This is a genomic window from Plantibacter cousiniae (nom. nud.), from assembly GCF_977070315.1.
Window position 1 is genome coordinate 688,146 of sequence record NZ_CDRVEU010000002.1, and the last position, 16,018, is coordinate 704,163.

Here is a 16,018-nt window from a genome sequence, read left to right on the forward strand (position 1 = left end):
ATGGCACGACAGCACGAGCTGAAATACGTTTTGATAACTGTAGTGCGTATCAGGCAGAGTAGATGCCACCCTTCACACCTTGCGTATCCCAAACTGCGCGGCCTTGACCGTCGAGTCCTGCGGCACGCCTGCAGCCAGGTACAGACCCATGCGTGAGGTGATCACGGTTTCATTCAGGTCGATCGTGCCGCGCTGCGTTTCCAGCTCTCCGGAGAACATGGCAGGCATGGTGAACGGCTCTTGGTACTTGTCCATCGATCGGTAGTAGGACGTTGACGATGCGCCATTGACCGTCCTGGTGATGGTCAACTCAGCCTCCCAAGCCAGAATGCCGCGCGACGAACCCATGATCTCCACCGCCGACACCATTTCGATAACGTCGCCGGCCGCCAGGTTGGTCTGTACCACGTTGGCCGTGGGTTGCATGTAGATGTAGCCGCCCGCCGCCGCCATGTTGCCATGCAGCTCGATGCACTGCGCCTCTCCATAGGCGGCAGGCTCCTTGTACCACCGCGTGGTGATACCGGTCAGGCCAGAGCCAACGGCTTTGTAGCCGTCCGCCAGCACTGACCCGGCCACAGCGTTCACGCCCGCCGGTAGCGCGCCGCCAGTGCCCGCCAGTAGAGGGTTGGCATTGAGGCAGCCGAACGGGCGGATGGCCGAGTAAATGTCGCCAGCGTCAGTGGGCAGCGGGATGCCGGGGAATTCGAAGTTGGCGGTGATGATCGGCACCACCCGCGAACTGATGAACTCGGCGCCCAGGATGTTGGGATGCAGGCCCTCGACTGTCATCGCTTCGGTGAAGCCGTCCCAGATGTTCACGACCGGCACGAACTGGCTGACATAGTTCAACACCCAGTCCTTGTAAGCGATCGCATCGGCCAGCGCCTGCCCGGTCAACGCCCTGCTACCGAAGCGCGGCGTATGGGTGCATATGACATCACGCCCCCCCTGAGGCCTTTGCCGCTTTTTTAATCGCGCGGTCAATGGCCTTCTCGTATTCAGTGATGAATGTGTTGGTTGCCTCGGCTATGTTGTCGGCCAAGGCTTTTCGCGCGAATGGATCCGCCCGCATTTTGGAAGTACCGAATTCGATCAAGCGCCAATGAGGCGTCGCAGCGTTCGCAGATTTGTCGCCGCCCTTCTTGAGGACAGCGCCTTGCAGAACACCAACCCGGAAACCCAGGTCCCCGCTCGACTTGAACAATTTCCCGTTCCAGCGAAGCGCGACGTTGTCAGCGATGGATCGGCCTGTTTCAGGGTCGTCTATCCGCTGCGCGCCTTCTTTCATCTTGTTGGCCACCAGCTGGGCAGCCTTACGCAGCGCCGACCGTCCGCCCTTACGCTTCATGTCCTGAGTGATCGATTCGAGCTTTCCAACGAGAGAGTCAATTCCCTCGAGCTGGAAATCCACTGAGTCAGCCATCGTTGACCCCCTTGGCCACCAAGATGGTGAGATATTCCAGTCCTGAATCGGGATCGGGCAAAGCCGGGCCTTTGATGTCGTAGGTACCAGTCCTGGCCAATAACGCCGTAGATGGTGATGGTATCGCTGGTGGACTCCACGGCCGCTTTGATGGCCGGATTCCATCTGTCGAGCGCGCGCGGGCTCAGCTCGCAGTTAAAACTGCCAGCCTTGGATTTTGGTTGCATGATTTATTCCTTCGAGTTTGCCGGCTGATCCAGCCAGTTCTGTAGAGCTGCCCTTGCGGCTTGCCCGTCATCGCCCTGACCCAGTTTGTCGATCGGCGAAAGGTTGGTTTGCACAGTTAGCACACCGGCATTTCCGCCCATTTTGGGCAGGTTCTCTTTCATGCGGCATTCGTCTCGGGTGTAGATGCCGTTTTGCACCATCCCCGAATACAGCGTCGCGCGGGCGGCGCTGTCAGCACGCAGCAGGCCTTCGATGGAGAACTCCGAGTAGATCTGGCGGCGCTGGGCTGGCGTGAGCAGGTTACGGTTGATGCCCTCCTCGATCCGGCGCATGTAGCTGCGCAGTGTGAAAGTCAGAAAGCGCAGCAGCTTCTGCTCCAGGCCCGTGCCCCAGTTCGACGCCTTGTCGCTGTAGCCCACCATGGTCGGATCGACCATGTAGAAGCGGCAGATCTCCTCGGCGCTGTACTCGCGAGACTCCAGCAGCTGGGCGTCGACCGGGTTGATGCCGATGACTTTCGCGCTGACGCCCTCCTCCAGCACCGGCGACTTGCCGGCGTTCATGGCGCCGCTGATGCGCTGGACGTAGTCCCGGAAATCATCACGCTGCTTCGGCGAGAGGGTCTTGTTCACCTCGAAGGCGACCGTCTGGTGCATGCCGTTCTTGAAGGTGGAGCCGGCCACGTCTTCTGCCGACATCGCCGCGCCAAAGACGTCGGCGCCGTAGGCGATAGGCGACAGGCCGATCTGACCGTCCAGCGAGAACGCCGGGATGTGCATCATGTCGCTGCCCGCGATGTCGCGCAGCTGACCGTTCTTCTCGCGGTACCGGTAGAGGATTTCGCCATTGTCGGCGACGTCCAGGTCCATGCGGTTGGGCAGCAGGAACTCCAGTGCCACAATCCGGCCGCCGATGCGGACGATCTCGACGAAGGCATTGCCTCGCAGCAGCATCGAGGCGACCACCGCCTCCCAGAACTGCACGGCGGTCATTCGGCTGTTGGGGTTGGTGTTGATGATCCAGTGCAGATCGTTGTCGCTGGCCACCTTGCGGCCGCCGTCGGCCTGGCGCATGTACAGGCCCAAGGGCAGCGTGGCGATCGTCTCGGAGATCAGCCGGACGCAGGACCAGCAGGCCGCCAAGCGCATCGCCTTGTTGACGGTGATGGTCTTGCCGGTAGTGGACGTGCTGCCGACCGTTTGGGCCCAGATCCCGCCGGCGCCACCGGATAACGACCGACCGACCCAGTCAATGATCGACGTCTGCGGCGCAGACACCGCGCTGCTCAGTACGGACAGGAGGGACTTAGCCACTGGTCAGCCCTCTTCGGATGAATGCTGCCGCGACGAAGCATGACGAAGCGGCGGCAAGAAGCGCCCAACCCACGCCAAGCAGTACGTAAACGCCTGCCACTGCAAGGGCAAAGCCCAGCACTGCAGTCAGCAGGTAAATGATTGATGCTGTATTCATTCGAATATTGGGTCCCGGATTGAATCCATGAATCGGTCCACGCCGCCGTCGCCGGCAACGACTTGCAGCATCGCCCGCCCGACCGACATGATCAGTGCAACAGCGCCATCGATCTTGTTGTCATCGCCCTGTTTGATGGGCCGTACTACGTCGTCGTTACCGGGCATGTTTTTGCCGATCACGTTGCCGATACACCAGGTCATGATCGGATTGCCGTCATGGTGGAACCTTCCAGCGGTGATAGCCGCTTCCAGCTCTTTCATGGCGTCGGACATGTTGGTGTAGTTCTGGGTGATGGTGACCGGGTTGAAACCCTCGTCGTCGAGGTCATGGCTCAACCCAGTAGCACCGTGTGGGTCAATCGGCGACTCGCGCAGCGGTGCGTGTTTGTTTGCCTCTTTGGTGTCTTCGAGGATTTCGCGGTAATCGATTTCGGCACCATCGGTGACCTCAAGGTGTTTCGAGTTCAGCCAGGCCTGGAAGCGCTCGGACATCCGCTTGTTGTCGCTGTCATAAGCGGTGTCGTATGGCACCCAAAACTTGGGAGCCACGCTGTAGTAGTGAGTCTTTCCGTCGATCACCTTCCAAAACAGGCGCGCCCTCGAGTTCATGTCCAGCTTTCGCGCAAGGTCGAAACCGGCGATCCACTCTTGCCCCTCGAATTGATCAAGCGTAAGGGAGGTGTCCTCGCAGGCCTTCCAGTCCTGCATGTTGAAGAAGCCAGACTTGGCGCTCACCCAAAGGTTGAGGTGCTTCGTTTTGAAGGTGTTGGTGAACCGAGCCGAGCGGATCGCTCGGGCCAACTGGCTTTCCAGGTACTCCTGAAACACGGATACGCCGTGGTTCGGATTGGCCTTGGCCAGCATCTTGGGATCGGTCCAGTCGTCGCCCTCATCAAGCGTCCAGATCCAGCCGAACAGCTCGTCGTCGGGTACCGTGCCGGCAAGCATTTCGATCACCTGGCGGCGCTTGTCGTAACAAGGCCCCTCGATGTCAGCGCCGGCCGTGGTGATGATGAACATCAGCGGCTGACGCCTTGCCCCCATGCCGGTGAGCATCGTGTCGTACTGAGCAGACGTTGGGTGTTCGTGGTATTCATCGACAATGGCGCAGCTGGGTGACGCACCGTCGCCCGGGTTGCCGATAAGCGGTTCGAACCTGCTGAAGTCGGACGGGATGTTCATGTTCGAGGCATTGACCTCGATGCCCGCCGCCTTAATCAGCTTGGGCGACTTCGTCACCATCAGCTTCGCGGGCCTGAACACTTCCCATGCCTGCTTCTCGGTAGTCGCTCCGGAATAAACTTCGGCGCCGTACTCATCATCAGCAACGAACATGCCGATGCCTACGCCACCGGCTACGACTGATTTGCCATTTTTGCGCGGCACTTCCCAGTAGCTTTCACGGAACCTGCGGTGCCCCCCCTTCTTTTTGACCCAACCAAACGTTACCGCCAGCCCAAACAGCTGCCACCCCTCGAGCGTGATCCGTTGACGCTTGAAAGCCCATTCGCCCTTGGTATGTGGCAGCAGCTGGATCAGCTTGAGCTTTTTCTCAGCCTTCGCCGGATCGAACTTGAACCTGAACCCGCGCTTGCGGCTGGCCGCCATGTCATCGAAATGGCGCTGCACTGCCTGATGGATGTACCGACAAGCTGGCACCTTTCCACGTAGCAGAGACCTACCCCAAACCATCGCTTTATCAACGTTGGGGTGGGCGGACTTGGCCATTCAGGATCTCAATAGTTCTTCGAATTCGTTGGTCTCTTTTTCCTTGTTTCCTCCGATAAGACGTGTGCGGTTGGCCGGGTCAAGGCCGAGCATCGCCCCGAACGTCACCATTTGCCGCATCGTTTCGTTCGCGGCGGTCAGTGCCGGGTTTTTCATCGGTCCGCCGGTGGCACCAGTAACCACGATGCCGTGTGCCTGGACTGACTCCTGCGCCATCCGCCAGTTGTCGTATGCAACGCAGAACGCTTCGACGTTGTGTAAATCAGTTATCGCGACCACATTTTCGCGCAGAAGCTCGGGAACAATCATCGTCCACATCTGCGAAGCGCGGTCGCTGAGCCATTCGGGCGGATCAACATTTGTGATCTTCGAAAAAGCGGGCTCGGCCTTATTCAGCGCGCGTTTGCCGGGATTTCCGGCTAGTGCTTTCTTGGCGGTCGGCTTGGGTTTGCGACCACGGCCGGCGACCGTGGCGGTACCTCCCATCGCGCAACTCCAGAATTTTTAATTTCGCGGGTGTAAAAAAACGACTGAGGGCGCGGTCTAGAAGCGAAAGGGACCAGACTTTTGACCCTCCCCCACCGCACCAGACTGGTGCGCGCACCATATCGGTGCATTTCCGTGAAATTCGACGAGAATCGTTCTCTTTTCGGTCAGCGAGGCCGGGCTGCCTGGGTGTTACCCCAGCCGCCGTCCTCTGTCGCCGTCTTCGTGCTGTGGCATGGGTGACACATGGCCTGCCAGTTGGATCGATCCCAGAACAGGTCCATGTCACCCTTGTGAGGAACGATGTGATCAACGTCTGTCGACGCTGTGACACGTCCAACGCGCTCGCACTCTACGCAGAGCGGATGCTTAGCCAAGAAGCCCTTGCGCGCCTGTTGCCACTTGTAGCTGTAGCCGCGCTGGCTGCTGGTCTCGCGTTGCTTCTCCCGCGGATTCACTTCGAACTGCTTGCCTACATCCTTATGCGCGTCACAGTACCGAGGGTTGCGGGTCAATGTGTTGCAGCCCTGGGCATTGCATGGTTTCTGCGGCCTCAACGGCATGGTGTACCGTCCAGGTAAGTCTGGGGCGGTGCATCAGGGTCTTCTGGCTCTTCTTCACTCAGTGCGTCGATCAGAAGCGTCTGTTGCTCTGTCATCAGCCGAAGCAGTTCTGTCTGCTTGCGCATCTCTTCAAGGATCGCAGCACCGTTCGGCTGCAGAGCCACCTGAATGCCAGGTTGACTTACCAGCAAGTTGCACCCAATCCGCTGAGCAAATGGCTCAAGGCTCTTGGTCACTCGTTCGTGCTGAAGGACTGTCATAGGGTTCTCTGGGTAGATCACCAGTAGATCGCCCTTGCTCGGTGTCAGCTTTTGTATCTGGCTTAGCAATGAGTTGCTGTGCTCGTTCATATGCCACCTTGCTCCACTTCTTGAACTACTAACGCCGAAAGGCACACCCAATGCATCTCGCCACCAAACCCCGCAAGAAACCTGTTTGCGGTCAGATTGATACCGTTCGGCGGGATTCCTTGACAACCGCTCAAGCCGAGAAAGTCTGTGCCGATGTAAGATTTTGAAGCTTGGCAAGATAGCTCAGGAGGAGCCATGCCCGACTTGGACCAAATAATTAATAACCATCAAATACTCTCGGACACAGTCCTAAAGCTGAAGGCTATATACGCTTCAGAAGACCCGGTAGTTGTTGAGCTTTTGGAAAAACTTAATGACTCATTAGTTGCGCAGCACGAATGCATGACCCGTTTATATGAGCTATCCATTCTGAACGCTAATTTGGCCGAAAATTCGCAGCCCGTATTATGCTTGGTAAACTCGAATAGACGTTCGATTTTTTAAGCGTTTGCTTCCTTGAAATATCACTTTGATTTGCTACGTTGTATCTGCGCATCCACCTGGTCAGCACAGGTATCCAGCAGGTTGATGACACGATTTTTCAACGCCCAAAGATCGCCATTCAGGGCTAGCTCGTCGTCGCTTTCACTTACCCGCTCACACGGGACCATTTCCGGCGCTTCCAGTCTTACAGATGTCTTCTTAATCGCCACTGGCTGCGGAGTTGCCGCGCAGGCCGTTAGGCAGAGGCTGAGGAGTCCAGGCAAAATCAGTCTTTCTGTTGGCTCTGAGCGTATCAACGGTCTTTTGTGGCTAAAAAAACGGCCCTTCAGCCCCCGAGCAATCCGATGGTACAAAGGGCGCCGCAAAGGCTGCGACCTTTAAAGGTGTTTGTCATGGATTGCCGCTCAAGTTTAAGCCCATCTGGCAGATACATTCGTAAAGCCCAACTCACAGTACATTACACAGGGATGACTTCATGAACTTTAGATCCTTTCGCATAGCTCCCAGGGCAGCTATTGCCTTTTCTATTATTACGGTTTTCGTACTGCTGCTGGGCGCCTTCGCCTTCGAGCAAATACGCGACCTTAGATCGACTCAACAGACCCTCGAGAACGACTGGTTACCTAGTATTCAAAAGGCTGACGATATTCAGATAGCATTGCTTCATACTCGACTGGAAGGTATCCGCTTACTTGCGTCGACAGACTCCGAAGTGTTCGACACCACAGCAGAGGCAATAAAAAGAAATCGTGATGAACTCAATACGCTAACAGATTACTACAGAAGATATTTAATTTCTGGAGAACAAGAAAAAGCACGATTTGAAGAAGCGTCCACACTGATGAAGCAATACCTTGACGGGTTAGACCATTTGGTTGGACTCGCTCGAGCAGATCGGGATGCTGCTATTGAGTACGCCAATGGTCCTCAAGCAGATAACGCCAAAAACTACCAGATTAAACTTACAGCCCTGCGCGATGTAAATTCCGAAGGAGTGAAAGAATCTGGCGAGCACTCTGCTGTCGTATATGAGCACAGCCTTAAAGTCATGTTTTTTATAGTCATCATTTCCCTTTTGATCACAGTTTTACTTGCTTGGAGACTTACAAAAAGCATGTCTAGCCCCATAGGAGATTGCCTGGGTGTCGCTGAGGCCATAGCTAGAGGTGAATTGAATCGCTCCATCAACGTGTCTGGAAAAGATGAAGCCGCCGGTTTGATGCAAGCCCTCAAACAAATGCAAGAAAATCTTAGGCAGACGATTCAGGGTATCGTGAATTCTTCTGCTGAACTGACATCGTCAGCCACGCAGATGCAAACAGTCACCGACAAAGCTGGTTTAACTCAAGAACAGCAAAACGGCCAAATCGATCAAGCAGCCACGGCCGTTACCCAGATGAGCGCTGCCGTTGAAGAGGTGGCACGGAATGCAACATCCACATCTGAGTCGGCACGCGAATCGAGTCACGCGGCAAAACTTGGAAATAGTAAGGTGACTCAGACACTGGACGCTATGAAGCAACTCACTTCTCAGGTGGAAATTACCTCAGAACAAGTACAAGATCTTGCGGACCAGGCCCAGAATATTGCTGAGGTCGTCAGCGTAATTCAAGCGATCGCCGGTCAAACCAACCTGCTTGCATTGAACGCTGCCATTGAGGCAGCACGAGCTGGAGAGCAAGGCAGAGGCTTTGCTGTTGTAGCTGATGAGGTTCGTGCGCTAGCCCAACGCACGCAGGAATCGACTAAAAAAATCGAAAGCATGATCATTGCTATCCAAGAAGGTACTAAGGGTGCTGTGAGCTCGATGCAAACAAGTACATCTCAGGCACATGCTACGTACAACATAGCTCAGGAAGCGGGTAAAGCATTACAAGAAATTATGGACGCTGTACAACTTATTGAGGAGCGCAACATGCAAATTGCTACAGCCTCAGAAGAACAGGCCTATGTAGCAAGGGAGGTGGACCGCAACTTAATAAGCATTCGAGACCTATCTGGCGAAACTGAAAAAGGTACACACCACATAATGAGCGCAAGTAAGAAAATGTCAGGTTTGGCCGTCGACCTCGACGGCATGGTGAGAAAGTTTACACTTTAAGCTTGACTAAAAAATCATGTAGCCTGACCTAATCGAGTTGAATTAGGTCAGGCGCCAAGACTGTATTAGCATCCTTGGCACTCATGTCTTTACCACCACTGGTCGCGGGCTTGCCGCGCAGACCGTCAGGCAAAGGCTGATCAGCCCACTTACGAACAGCCGGGCTCTTACGCTTGAGGTCTTCAAAGTCTTTCCTCGCCTGTCGAGCCTTGTCTTCGCTGGCCTTGAGGCGCTGCTGTAGATCGGCCAGGTAGTTGGCATTACGCTTGGCCTCAGCCTGGAGCGTGGTGATTGTCTTCTGGCTTTCGGTGTTGGCTTCGGTTGCATCCTTGGCGGACTTCGTTTGCAGCGTTACCTGCCCTTCCAGCGCGATGACGCGATACTGCTGGATACTAACGAGCAGCAGAGCAACAAGGCCGATGATGATTGCAGCGGCAATAGCCTTCATACGGAATCCACCTTGCGGCCAATGAATCGGGTCACCAACTCGCGTATGGCCGTAACGCCGAGAAAGCCGATGGTTCCACCAGCGGCAACAGACAGACTGGGCGGCCATGTCATCCACTCTATCAAGCTTGAAGCAACCAAACTGAGGGCACCGCAGATCAACGCTTCAAAGAAGATCCGGCGTTTGCTGGTTTCTTTGGCGTCATAGAGGATGCGAAGTAGAGAGACGACGATGGCCATAATCATGCCCTGCCACAGTGGGTTTGAAATGGCCGCCACGATCCTGGCCCACGTATCTGGTTTGTCAGGCATGGTGCGCATCCGGTCTCAACCCTTTCGGGATCTACAAAACAAAAAACCCCAGCAATCGCTGGGGCTAACGATGAAAGTTATGCCGTGAATAAACTCACCAAAAGGCCATTACCTCTTTGCACTACGGGCCTTAGCGATCGCTCGATTGAACATTTCATCAAACAAAGGATGCATATCATAAATACCGACGTCGAAAGATGTTTCATCGTCGAGAAAAACTGTAACACCCGTTTCTGATCGCTCCATATGGAGCTGAAACAAGAGGATGCCCTGCTCAAGACCAATAGAGTCTGGGTCGAAGTTTAGACGAATGACAAATTGGATTTGTGAACTGGATACTCGAGGAAAAGCCGTGCGCGTGACACTTTTAAATCTGCCTTGCCCATCGAGCACACCAATCGCAATAGCGGGCTGATTCTGTTCATCGATTAGATTGGAATTGCTTTCGGACAAACCGAGGTACTTCGCAAACTCTTTGCGCAAAGTCAAAGCGGTACCACGTAAGCTTTTAAGATCCTGGTCATCATCTTCCAAGGACTTTCGATATGCGTTGGCGATTTCTGAAAATTTCGTCATCGTCTTGCTCCGCGATTTGAGCAATCACAATGCCACACATGGGCACCACATCCAACAAAAAGCCCAGAGTTTGACCGGACTAAATCATGAGTGGTGCCGCGCTGGTACGAACAGAAGATCAGCCGTAAGGGCTCGGACAAGATTCGGCCAGTGGCGGCGATCTGCTGATAGCTGCACCAAGGAACATGGCGAAAGCCAGACAGAAATTGCCGCTTCACGGGACTACGGCAATGTAAATAATCAGAGTCCCCGTCTGAAGGTTGGAGACCTTCCCGATCGCCTGGAACGCTTAAACGCAGACCAGGCCGCATCGGAGATTGATCGGAGCGTGCCCAAGCGGGCTGCAGCGCTAGGATCGCAAAGCCCCGGAAAAGTCCTGAGCCGAATCTGTCGGCCAATACCTGAAACGCGGCGGGAATCAAGCAGGGGTAGCGCCCTGGTGTTCCGATCAATCTCCGATGCGGATGAGTTCAAACCGTTAAATCGGCCCCCTGCATCACCCTCCCCCCTAAATCAAACGACCGCATCGGCAGGTGCCAGGCCAGTCTCACGGCTGGGTTTTGTCACCCGCGCCTGTCATCTGACCAATGCGGTCAAGGAGCCTCCCATGCATCAAACAATCAGCCAGCGTCGTGCAATCCTCGAAGGCCTGCGCCAGCGCTGCAACCTTTCCACTGCCGAGTTTTACGACAAGGTCGGCCGCAAGAACCCGGCAGCCCTGCCGCGCTTCACGGTCGTGCCGAACGGTAATAACGAGTTCGGCATCGTCGAGCGCTCGACCGGTACTGTATGCGGCGTGCATCGCGGCCACAGCGCGGCTTGCAAGGCCGCTGATCAATTGGAAGCCCAGCCTGTACGTCAGCGGTCGTTCGCCACTCACATGCTGCGCTGGACTGCTGCCATCGCCACCGGCATAGCGCTGTTCGCGCTGTACGGTGCCAGCTGATGATCAGTCCAGAGCTGAGCACGATTCAGCGCAACAAAGAGCGTTCCGCGCTGCTCGAGGCCGAGGTAGCCGAATTCCTCAAGCGAGGTGGCGTGATCGAAACCAAGCAAGGCTTTCCTTTAACGCCCGAGCCGAAGCGATACGGCCGCATGAGCACGCCAGCAGCCCCCCAGCTCCACACCGTAGGACCCGGCAAGCAATCCAAGACGCTATGCCGATTCTACCTCCTCCTGACGAGCGTGAGCGTTTGCTCAAGGAGCAGGCAGCGATTGCGAAAGAGCTAGCCATGACGATGACCATCACCGATGTGGGGCGGCGCACTGGCATGAGCAGGCACATGCTCAGGAAGTTCGCGACAGAGGGCCGCTTCGATTACAAGCCTTTCGACCCATCACCAAGCCTCAAGCTCGTTCAGGCTGAACGCATCAACCCGATAACGGACGCCATGAACGTGTTGCGGATCAAGGAAGCGAGGGATCGCGGTCTTTCGCGTAAGGCCGCAAAAGACCTGATCGGGATCAGCAGCACGCTAATGGAAAGGCTGATCGCAGACTACGCGATCGACTTTCCGCCAAAAAGAATTCACCGAAGGTGAGTCGAATAGATTTCACAAGAAAAAAACTATTCGCCTCTGTTCACAGTTATCAGTCTTTGAACAAAACATGTCCTTTTCCAAAAGCTGCAATTTCATAAAGAATATCATTGCTCAGCCCTGATGAATCAGTGATGCAAAGCTGTCCGCCGCCCACTTCCGCGTAGGCGGCAAGGGAATTAAGTTGGTTAGGCGTCCTGTTAGAAGCCGATATCTCAATACCCCCACCATAAGCAAGTAACTGTTCCAAATCGTTTTGCGGCTTTTCACTGAAACTCATCTGACACCCCTATGATCCGGCTCCATGCCGGTCATCATCTATAGCTCACCCCCAACCTATTTGCCACCACCGTTCACGGAGGGCGGCGCATGCATGGAGATTGCCATGAGCCAGTTCTACCTGCAGGACAGTCGAAGCCACGTTGGCGACGGCCTGACGTTCTGGGCGCTGGGCGGCGGTTATACGACCAACCTGGACAAGGCAGAGCTGTTCACCCATGCGCAGGCCAACAGGCACCGCGACACCGACATCCCGTGGCCTAAAGCCTATATCGACGAGCGCGCGCATCTCGGCGTCGATCATCAGTACATCAGCAAGACCGACGCGGCAGCACAGCTGACGGAGTGCTGCCAGTGCGTTTTGCAGATCCAGCAGCAATGGAACGGAAACGACATCTTCTTTGCCAAGTGGCCATGCGGCGGAACTGACAGGCTTGAGCGCGCACACCGGCTTACCCTCGAGGCGGCCATCCCTGCAGACTTCGCAGGCGCGATCAAAGGCAAGAAAAATATCGCCAGTCTGCGTGACGCCGCCGACTCTGAACTAGCCCGGGCCAAGATCGAGGCCAGCCAGATCGGCGACGGTATCCGCGCCAACCTGGAAAGCTTGCGCTCGCTCGCAGTGGATCATCCGTTTCTGTTCAACGATGCTCAGCAGATCGTGCTCAAGAACAATGACGACCTGGTGGCCCTCATCAAGGTGCGGATGAACGAGCACAAGCAGGCCGAGGAAGCGAAAGAGCTGGCGCAGCGTGAACGTATTCGTGCTGAAGAATCAGCGAAGCTTGCGACTGCGGCCGAAACAGAGCGAGTCGCTGAAGCTGAAAAAGCGAAAGCCAGCGCGCTTGCGCCGCAAGCCGCTGTGGCTCCCAAACCGGTAGAACAACCAGCTCCGAGAATGTCCGCCGTCGCCCCATCCGCCAAGGTGCCGCCCAAGCCTACAAAGCTCGAAGCGAACGTCACCGACCTTCATGCGCTGGTGAAAGCCGTCTACGAAGGCCGGGCACCGATATCGGTCCTCACAGTGAACTGGGGCGCGCTGGACGACCTTGTCCACACTCAAGGCGCTGATTTCCAAATGGACGGAGTAACCATCACGCAGGTGGCAGCATGATGACTACCGAACTGAGCGCCATCCAGCGCAACAGCGTCGAATCCGCGCGCTTGGCTGCGGCCATCGCCGAGTTCGAGCGCAAAGACGGCAAGATTCAGCAGGTGGGCGTGTTCAAGCCAGAGCCGCCGCCAAAGCGCAGGGACTGGATCGACCCTGCCACGGTGCTGAACCGCAAGCCCCCTGCCATGAGTCGCCGCGAAAGGAACACACTGCGCAAAATGGCGGCCGAGCTATGAAGCGCCGCAAGCAAAACAACTGCTTTGTCCGCGCCGAACGCAGTTGCCGCGCCCTGCTCAGCACTAATCATGTCGCCGTGGTTAACGTAGACCCCAGTGGTTTGCAGGTCATGGTGAACTGGAAGAGCCACAAGCAGATCCGCACCCTGGCCATTGCGAACGCCCTCTTCGACTTCTCATACCGATGGACGATCTACATCAGCGCCATGTGTCGAGACGAGCGCGGTGCTGAGTACGTGAAGTCCGTTGAGATATCGCCCGAGGGCCTGCACAAGGTCGATCGACTCACCGATGCCATCGAGCATTACTACCTGGAGCTGCGCGGCACCTGTAACCAGAACCACTTGGTGGCCTCTGGCTGGATTGCGATCCCCGCCGAGGTTTCGCTCGACGAGGCTCAGGCCGCGAAGCTGTTCTATGCGGCCGGTGCCTGGCATCAGGTTAAGGCAGCATGAATCGCCTGCAAAGCCGAGTCCGCCACGGCAGACGCCAGCAACACATTCACTTGCCGCCCAGCGGCTACACGGAGCTGATAAATGGCCCTGACCCAGAAACAGCGGAACGAGAGGACGGCGCTCAAGCGGCAGAAGGCCGGGGAAGAGGAATTGCGGCTCAGGGTGCGGCCCGGCACGAAGCAGGCGCTGAGTGAGCTGATGGCCTGGGCTGGAATCGAGGAGCAGGGCGAGGCTCTGACCCTGATGATTCACCACCTGCACAACCTCGGACCGGTCGGCGCGCTGCCGATGCTTGAGGTTCCGCGCCACGAAATCACAGTGTCGAAAATCGTGGCGCTGGAGTTTCACCGCAAGAGCATGCTGATGATTCAGAAAGATCCGGGCGACGAGGTAGTTTCGCCCACTTAAAGCTTCCTGAAACTCAGCGTCGTTCCTTGCGGCGGATAGATCGACATGCTGTCGCGAACCTCGTACTGGGCGATAACATTTCCCTCTGCATCCGTTTCATCGTAGAAATCGATATCTGTGTCGCGCCCTTTGCGTTGCTCTGACTTGGAGCCAGTATGTTTGAGGCCGTGTCCATCTGGGATGCCTATCAGTTTTCTATGTTCTGCACTCATCTCTAACCATCCTTTGATCCGGCTCCATGCCGGTCATCATCTATAGCTTACCCCCAACCTATTTGCCACCACCGGACACCGAGGGCGGCGCATGCATGGAGAAACGCCATGGACAACAAGCCCACCGAAGCGCAGGTAGGCCTGCTCTGGCACACGCTGGGCCTGCGGCCTGAATGTCGCGATAGCCGAACCGTGTATCGAAACCGTTTCCTTGCCGGGCCAGGCCACAGCGACATGACAGATTTGGAAGCTCTGGTGACGCTGGGGCTGATGGGAAGTCGCAAGCCCCCGGCGTTCTGCGATCAGAGCGAAATTCTCTATTTCGCGACCAAAGAGGGCGAACGATTCGCCATTGCCGAAATGCCGTCTGCTCCACCTGCACCTAAGCGCACGAATTTTGACGCCTACCTGGATGAGAGCGAGTGCTACGACAGCTTTGCCCACTTCTTGGGCATCAGGATGCCTCGGTATCAAGAGCGCGGCGAACGCGGCAAGCGCGAATACCGCATGGTTCGCTACAGGCGCAACATAAACCGGAACCGGTTTCACAGCTCCGAGTACTTGCTGCTTTGCGAGCCAGTTGAGGTAGCCGGTGAGTGGTGCCCGGACAAGAAGGAAGCCAAGGCCAGTTACAAAGCGGCGTTAAAAATAGCTAAACGTAATCAAAAAAACGAAAGTGATTTCTAAGCCCGCCACCCTCACTTTGCTTTTCGACCGGACCTCATTATATCTACATACTCTTCAAGGGCTGCCTCAACAAGACCAGAAAAAGCGTAGTCAGGCTTCCTCCAAGGATCAATGAGACCTACCGCAGTGATCAGAGCATTGACAATAGCAGCCTGGTTCGACAAATAAGCGTTGACATCCGGAAAACAACCAGGCAATCCGTCATCAGAAGCATAAAGCAACAGGTTACGTTCGTTCGCTCTTGCTTTGATGACAGCTTTCACTTCTGCCGAAAACTCTTTCTTGAGTTGTTTTCTTAAATGCTCACCGATCACATCCTTCATAGTCATTTTCCCGCTGGTCCTGATATCTAGAGGAGGACGCGGGCGGAGACAATGTTCCATACCTTTTAAAGGAAAGATAAGCTCAATCGCAGGACGGCCAGGCTCATCAGTCATAACCATCCTCGGCTTATCTAAGGCGAGCTTTTCGAATATGAATTCGCTATTAAACCAGCGCACTACTGCCTTGATAAATACCGCAACCCCAGCTTTGTTCTCATGCGACCAAATGTGGTATTGATCACTCAAAGGGTAGCATTGGTCTCTCAGTGATGTCAGCAGGCTTGTAGCGGCTTCTTCCTCGGCGCAGATTGCACGAAAGCATGCCATCTGCGGATCTATTTCTACTATCCGCCGAGCCATAGCAATATGGTTGACCGCGTTAATAGCTGCGGTTTTTACTCGCCCATCACAGAACTTGAGCATGTCCCTCGACTTTTCCAGCTGATCCCATACGGTCATAGCATGCATCCTTATTAGGAGAATATTAGAAAAAACGAGTGAATATACCGCACACACTACAACTTCACATATTTCACCACCAATAGCCCACTTCAACGACTCACGCCACCCCGGCGAGGAATCCCCATGTCTCCCTACAAAATGTCCGGGACGACGGTTGTCAGCTTTTCCGGT

At 55.6% G+C, this 16,018-nt stretch carries 23 protein-coding genes; 8 read left to right on the plus strand and 15 right to left on the minus strand.

The features are described from left to right. Positions 1 to 72: 72 nt before the first annotated feature. From ACW55A_RS06685 to lysC, 9 genes are all read right to left on the minus strand, one after another. A complete protein-coding gene (locus tag ACW55A_RS06685) occupies positions 73 to 900 on the minus strand; it encodes a hypothetical protein (protein WP_498810635.1) in 828 nt (275 codons plus the stop codon). Positions 901 to 940: 40 nt separating this feature from the next. Continuing rightward, complete coding sequence (locus ACW55A_RS06690; protein ID WP_236471190.1) at positions 941 to 1,426, minus strand: HK97-gp10 family putative phage morphogenesis protein; 486 nt, start codon at positions 1,424 to 1,426, stop codon at positions 941 to 943. A 230-nt stretch (positions 1,427 to 1,656) separates the two neighbouring features. Next, positions 1,657 to 2,967: a phage portal protein gene (locus tag ACW55A_RS06695; RefSeq protein ID WP_060707618.1), complete on the minus strand. Its 1,311-nt coding sequence runs from the start codon at positions 2,965 to 2,967 to the stop codon at positions 1,657 to 1,659. Beyond that, positions 2,960 to 3,124 carry a hypothetical protein gene (locus tag ACW55A_RS06700; RefSeq protein ID WP_162836997.1) on the minus strand — a complete coding sequence of 55 codons (165 nt, stop codon included), beginning with the start codon at positions 3,122 to 3,124 and terminating at the stop codon, positions 2,960 to 2,962. The genes ACW55A_RS06695 and ACW55A_RS06700 overlap by 8 nt, the downstream gene beginning before the upstream one ends. Continuing rightward, positions 3,121 to 4,854: a terminase large subunit gene (locus tag ACW55A_RS06705; protein WP_236471185.1), complete on the minus strand. Its 1,734-nt coding sequence runs from the start codon at positions 4,852 to 4,854 to the stop codon at positions 3,121 to 3,123. The genes ACW55A_RS06700 and ACW55A_RS06705 overlap by 4 nt, the downstream gene beginning before the upstream one ends. Next, positions 4,855 to 5,340 (minus strand): phage terminase small subunit P27 family, encoded by a 486-nt coding sequence (locus tag ACW55A_RS06710; protein WP_236471184.1) that lies wholly within the window; start codon positions 5,338 to 5,340, stop codon positions 4,855 to 4,857. It abuts the gene before it with no gap. A gap of 167 nt (positions 5,341 to 5,507) precedes the next feature. Next, a complete protein-coding gene (locus ACW55A_RS06715) occupies positions 5,508 to 5,903 on the minus strand; it encodes an HNH endonuclease (RefSeq protein ID WP_104698495.1) in 396 nt (131 codons plus the stop codon). Beyond that, positions 5,894 to 6,253: a hypothetical protein gene (locus ACW55A_RS06720; RefSeq protein ID WP_057434163.1), complete on the minus strand. Its 360-nt coding sequence runs from the start codon at positions 6,251 to 6,253 to the stop codon at positions 5,894 to 5,896. The genes ACW55A_RS06715 and ACW55A_RS06720 overlap by 10 nt, the downstream gene beginning before the upstream one ends. Before the next feature lie 464 nt (positions 6,254 to 6,717). Further along, positions 6,718 to 7,062: an Rz1-like lysis system protein LysC gene (lysC, locus tag ACW55A_RS06725; protein ID WP_499140260.1), complete on the minus strand. Its 345-nt coding sequence runs from the start codon at positions 7,060 to 7,062 to the stop codon at positions 6,718 to 6,720. Between the two features lie 110 nt (positions 7,063 to 7,172). On the opposite strand from lysC, the gene ACW55A_RS06730 reads away from it, so the two are divergent. After that, positions 7,173 to 8,798, plus strand: a complete 1,626-nt coding sequence (locus tag ACW55A_RS06730) for a methyl-accepting chemotaxis protein (RefSeq protein WP_498810633.1) — start codon at positions 7,173 to 7,175, stop codon at positions 8,796 to 8,798. Between the two features lie 28 nt (positions 8,799 to 8,826). On the opposite strand, the gene ACW55A_RS06735 is transcribed toward ACW55A_RS06730, so the two are convergent. From ACW55A_RS06735 to ACW55A_RS06745, 3 genes are all read right to left on the minus strand, one after another. After that, entirely contained in the window at positions 8,827 to 9,246 is a 420-nt protein-coding gene (locus ACW55A_RS06735) for a hypothetical protein (RefSeq protein WP_104698499.1), read from the minus strand. Continuing rightward, positions 9,243 to 9,557, minus strand: coding sequence for a phage holin family protein (locus ACW55A_RS06740; RefSeq protein WP_498810632.1), 315 nt, complete (start codon positions 9,555 to 9,557; stop codon positions 9,243 to 9,245). Before ACW55A_RS06740 ends, ACW55A_RS06735 begins: the two co-directional genes overlap by 4 nt. A gap of 108 nt (positions 9,558 to 9,665) precedes the next feature. After that, a complete protein-coding gene (locus ACW55A_RS06745) occupies positions 9,666 to 10,133 on the minus strand; it encodes a hypothetical protein (protein WP_498810631.1) in 468 nt (155 codons plus the stop codon). A gap of 607 nt (positions 10,134 to 10,740) precedes the next feature. On the opposite strand from ACW55A_RS06745, the gene ACW55A_RS06750 reads away from it, so the two are divergent. Next, positions 10,741 to 11,079 carry a hypothetical protein gene (locus ACW55A_RS06750; protein WP_498810630.1) on the plus strand — a complete coding sequence of 113 codons (339 nt, stop codon included), beginning with the start codon at positions 10,741 to 10,743 and terminating at the stop codon, positions 11,077 to 11,079. A gap of 286 nt (positions 11,080 to 11,365) precedes the next feature. Next, positions 11,366 to 11,674, plus strand: coding sequence for a hypothetical protein (locus ACW55A_RS06755; protein WP_498810629.1), 309 nt, complete (start codon positions 11,366 to 11,368; stop codon positions 11,672 to 11,674). A gap of 49 nt (positions 11,675 to 11,723) precedes the next feature. Here ACW55A_RS06755 and ACW55A_RS06760 read toward each other — a convergent pair whose 3' ends face one another. Then, positions 11,724 to 11,951: a hypothetical protein gene (locus ACW55A_RS06760; RefSeq protein WP_498810628.1), complete on the minus strand. Its 228-nt coding sequence runs from the start codon at positions 11,949 to 11,951 to the stop codon at positions 11,724 to 11,726. Positions 11,952 to 12,056: 105 nt separating this feature from the next. Here ACW55A_RS06760 and ACW55A_RS06765 point away from each other — a divergent pair, with 105 nt between their 5' ends. From ACW55A_RS06765 to ACW55A_RS06780, 4 genes are all read left to right on the plus strand, one after another. Next, positions 12,057 to 13,064, plus strand: coding sequence for a hypothetical protein (locus tag ACW55A_RS06765; protein WP_498810627.1), 1,008 nt, complete (start codon positions 12,057 to 12,059; stop codon positions 13,062 to 13,064). Next, positions 13,061 to 13,300 (plus strand): hypothetical protein, encoded by a 240-nt coding sequence (locus tag ACW55A_RS06770; protein ID WP_003393082.1) that lies wholly within the window; start codon positions 13,061 to 13,063, stop codon positions 13,298 to 13,300. Before ACW55A_RS06765 ends, ACW55A_RS06770 begins: the two co-directional genes overlap by 4 nt. Beyond that, entirely contained in the window at positions 13,297 to 13,755 is a 459-nt protein-coding gene (locus tag ACW55A_RS06775; RefSeq protein ID WP_236534955.1) for a hypothetical protein, read from the plus strand. Before ACW55A_RS06770 ends, ACW55A_RS06775 begins: the two co-directional genes overlap by 4 nt. An 81-nt stretch (positions 13,756 to 13,836) precedes the next feature. After that, complete coding sequence (locus ACW55A_RS06780; protein ID WP_498810626.1) at positions 13,837 to 14,163, plus strand: hypothetical protein; 327 nt, start codon at positions 13,837 to 13,839, stop codon at positions 14,161 to 14,163. Here ACW55A_RS06780 and ACW55A_RS06785 read toward each other — a convergent pair. After that, positions 14,160 to 14,375, minus strand: coding sequence for a hypothetical protein (locus tag ACW55A_RS06785; RefSeq protein ID WP_003364237.1), 216 nt, complete (start codon positions 14,373 to 14,375; stop codon positions 14,160 to 14,162). The two genes, ACW55A_RS06780 and ACW55A_RS06785, sit on opposite strands and share 4 nt — an antisense overlap. Positions 14,376 to 14,483: 108 nt before the next feature. Here ACW55A_RS06785 and ACW55A_RS06790 point away from each other — a divergent pair, with 108 nt between their 5' ends. Beyond that, positions 14,484 to 15,062, plus strand: coding sequence for a hypothetical protein (locus ACW55A_RS06790; protein WP_498810625.1), 579 nt, complete (start codon positions 14,484 to 14,486; stop codon positions 15,060 to 15,062). 11 nt (positions 15,063 to 15,073) lie between these two features. On the opposite strand, the gene ACW55A_RS06795 is transcribed toward ACW55A_RS06790, so the two are convergent. Continuing rightward, a partial coding sequence (locus ACW55A_RS06795) for a hypothetical protein (RefSeq protein ID WP_498810624.1) occupies positions 15,074 to 16,018 on the minus strand: 945 nt, incomplete at its 5' end.

Bases quoted from the DNA above. Each gene is read 5' to 3' on its own strand.
- ACW55A_RS06710 (WP_236471184.1), bottom strand. From the start codon at position 5,340: ATGGGAGGTACCGCCACGGTCGCCGGCCGTGGTCGCAAACCCAAGCCG.
- ACW55A_RS06715 (WP_104698495.1), bottom strand. From the start codon at position 5,903: ATGCCGTTGAGGCCGCAGAAACCATGCAATGCCCAGGGCTGCAACACA.
- ACW55A_RS06775 (WP_236534955.1), top strand. From the start codon at position 13,297: ATGAAGCGCCGCAAGCAAAACAACTGCTTTGTCCGCGCCGAACGCAGT.
- ACW55A_RS06745 (WP_498810631.1), bottom strand. From the start codon at position 10,133: ATGACGAAATTTTCAGAAATCGCCAACGCATATCGAAAGTCCTTGGAA.
- ACW55A_RS06790 (WP_498810625.1), top strand. From the start codon at position 14,484: ATGGACAACAAGCCCACCGAAGCGCAGGTAGGCCTGCTCTGGCACACG.
- ACW55A_RS06705 (WP_236471185.1), bottom strand. From the start codon at position 4,854: ATGGCCAAGTCCGCCCACCCCAACGTTGATAAAGCGATGGTTTGGGGT.
- ACW55A_RS06780 (WP_498810626.1), top strand. From the start codon at position 13,837: ATGGCCCTGACCCAGAAACAGCGGAACGAGAGGACGGCGCTCAAGCGG.
- ACW55A_RS06720 (WP_057434163.1), bottom strand. From the start codon at position 6,253: ATGAACGAGCACAGCAACTCATTGCTAAGCCAGATACAAAAGCTGACA.
- ACW55A_RS06765 (WP_498810627.1), top strand. From the start codon at position 12,057: ATGAGCCAGTTCTACCTGCAGGACAGTCGAAGCCACGTTGGCGACGGC.
- ACW55A_RS06770 (WP_003393082.1), top strand. From the start codon at position 13,061: ATGATGACTACCGAACTGAGCGCCATCCAGCGCAACAGCGTCGAATCC.
- ACW55A_RS06785 (WP_003364237.1), bottom strand. From the start codon at position 14,375: ATGAGTGCAGAACATAGAAAACTGATAGGCATCCCAGATGGACACGGC.
- ACW55A_RS06735 (WP_104698499.1), bottom strand. From the start codon at position 9,246: ATGAAGGCTATTGCCGCTGCAATCATCATCGGCCTTGTTGCTCTGCTG.
- ACW55A_RS06700 (WP_162836997.1), bottom strand. From the start codon at position 3,124: ATGAATACAGCATCAATCATTTACCTGCTGACTGCAGTGCTGGGCTTT.
- ACW55A_RS06755 (WP_498810629.1), top strand. From the start codon at position 11,366: ATGACGATGACCATCACCGATGTGGGGCGGCGCACTGGCATGAGCAGG.
- ACW55A_RS06750 (WP_498810630.1), top strand. From the start codon at position 10,741: ATGCATCAAACAATCAGCCAGCGTCGTGCAATCCTCGAAGGCCTGCGC.
- ACW55A_RS06690 (WP_236471190.1), bottom strand. From the start codon at position 1,426: ATGGCTGACTCAGTGGATTTCCAGCTCGAGGGAATTGACTCTCTCGTT.
- ACW55A_RS06730 (WP_498810633.1), top strand. From the start codon at position 7,173: ATGAACTTTAGATCCTTTCGCATAGCTCCCAGGGCAGCTATTGCCTTT.
- ACW55A_RS06740 (WP_498810632.1), bottom strand. From the start codon at position 9,557: ATGCCTGACAAACCAGATACGTGGGCCAGGATCGTGGCGGCCATTTCA.
- ACW55A_RS06760 (WP_498810628.1), bottom strand. From the start codon at position 11,951: ATGAGTTTCAGTGAAAAGCCGCAAAACGATTTGGAACAGTTACTTGCT.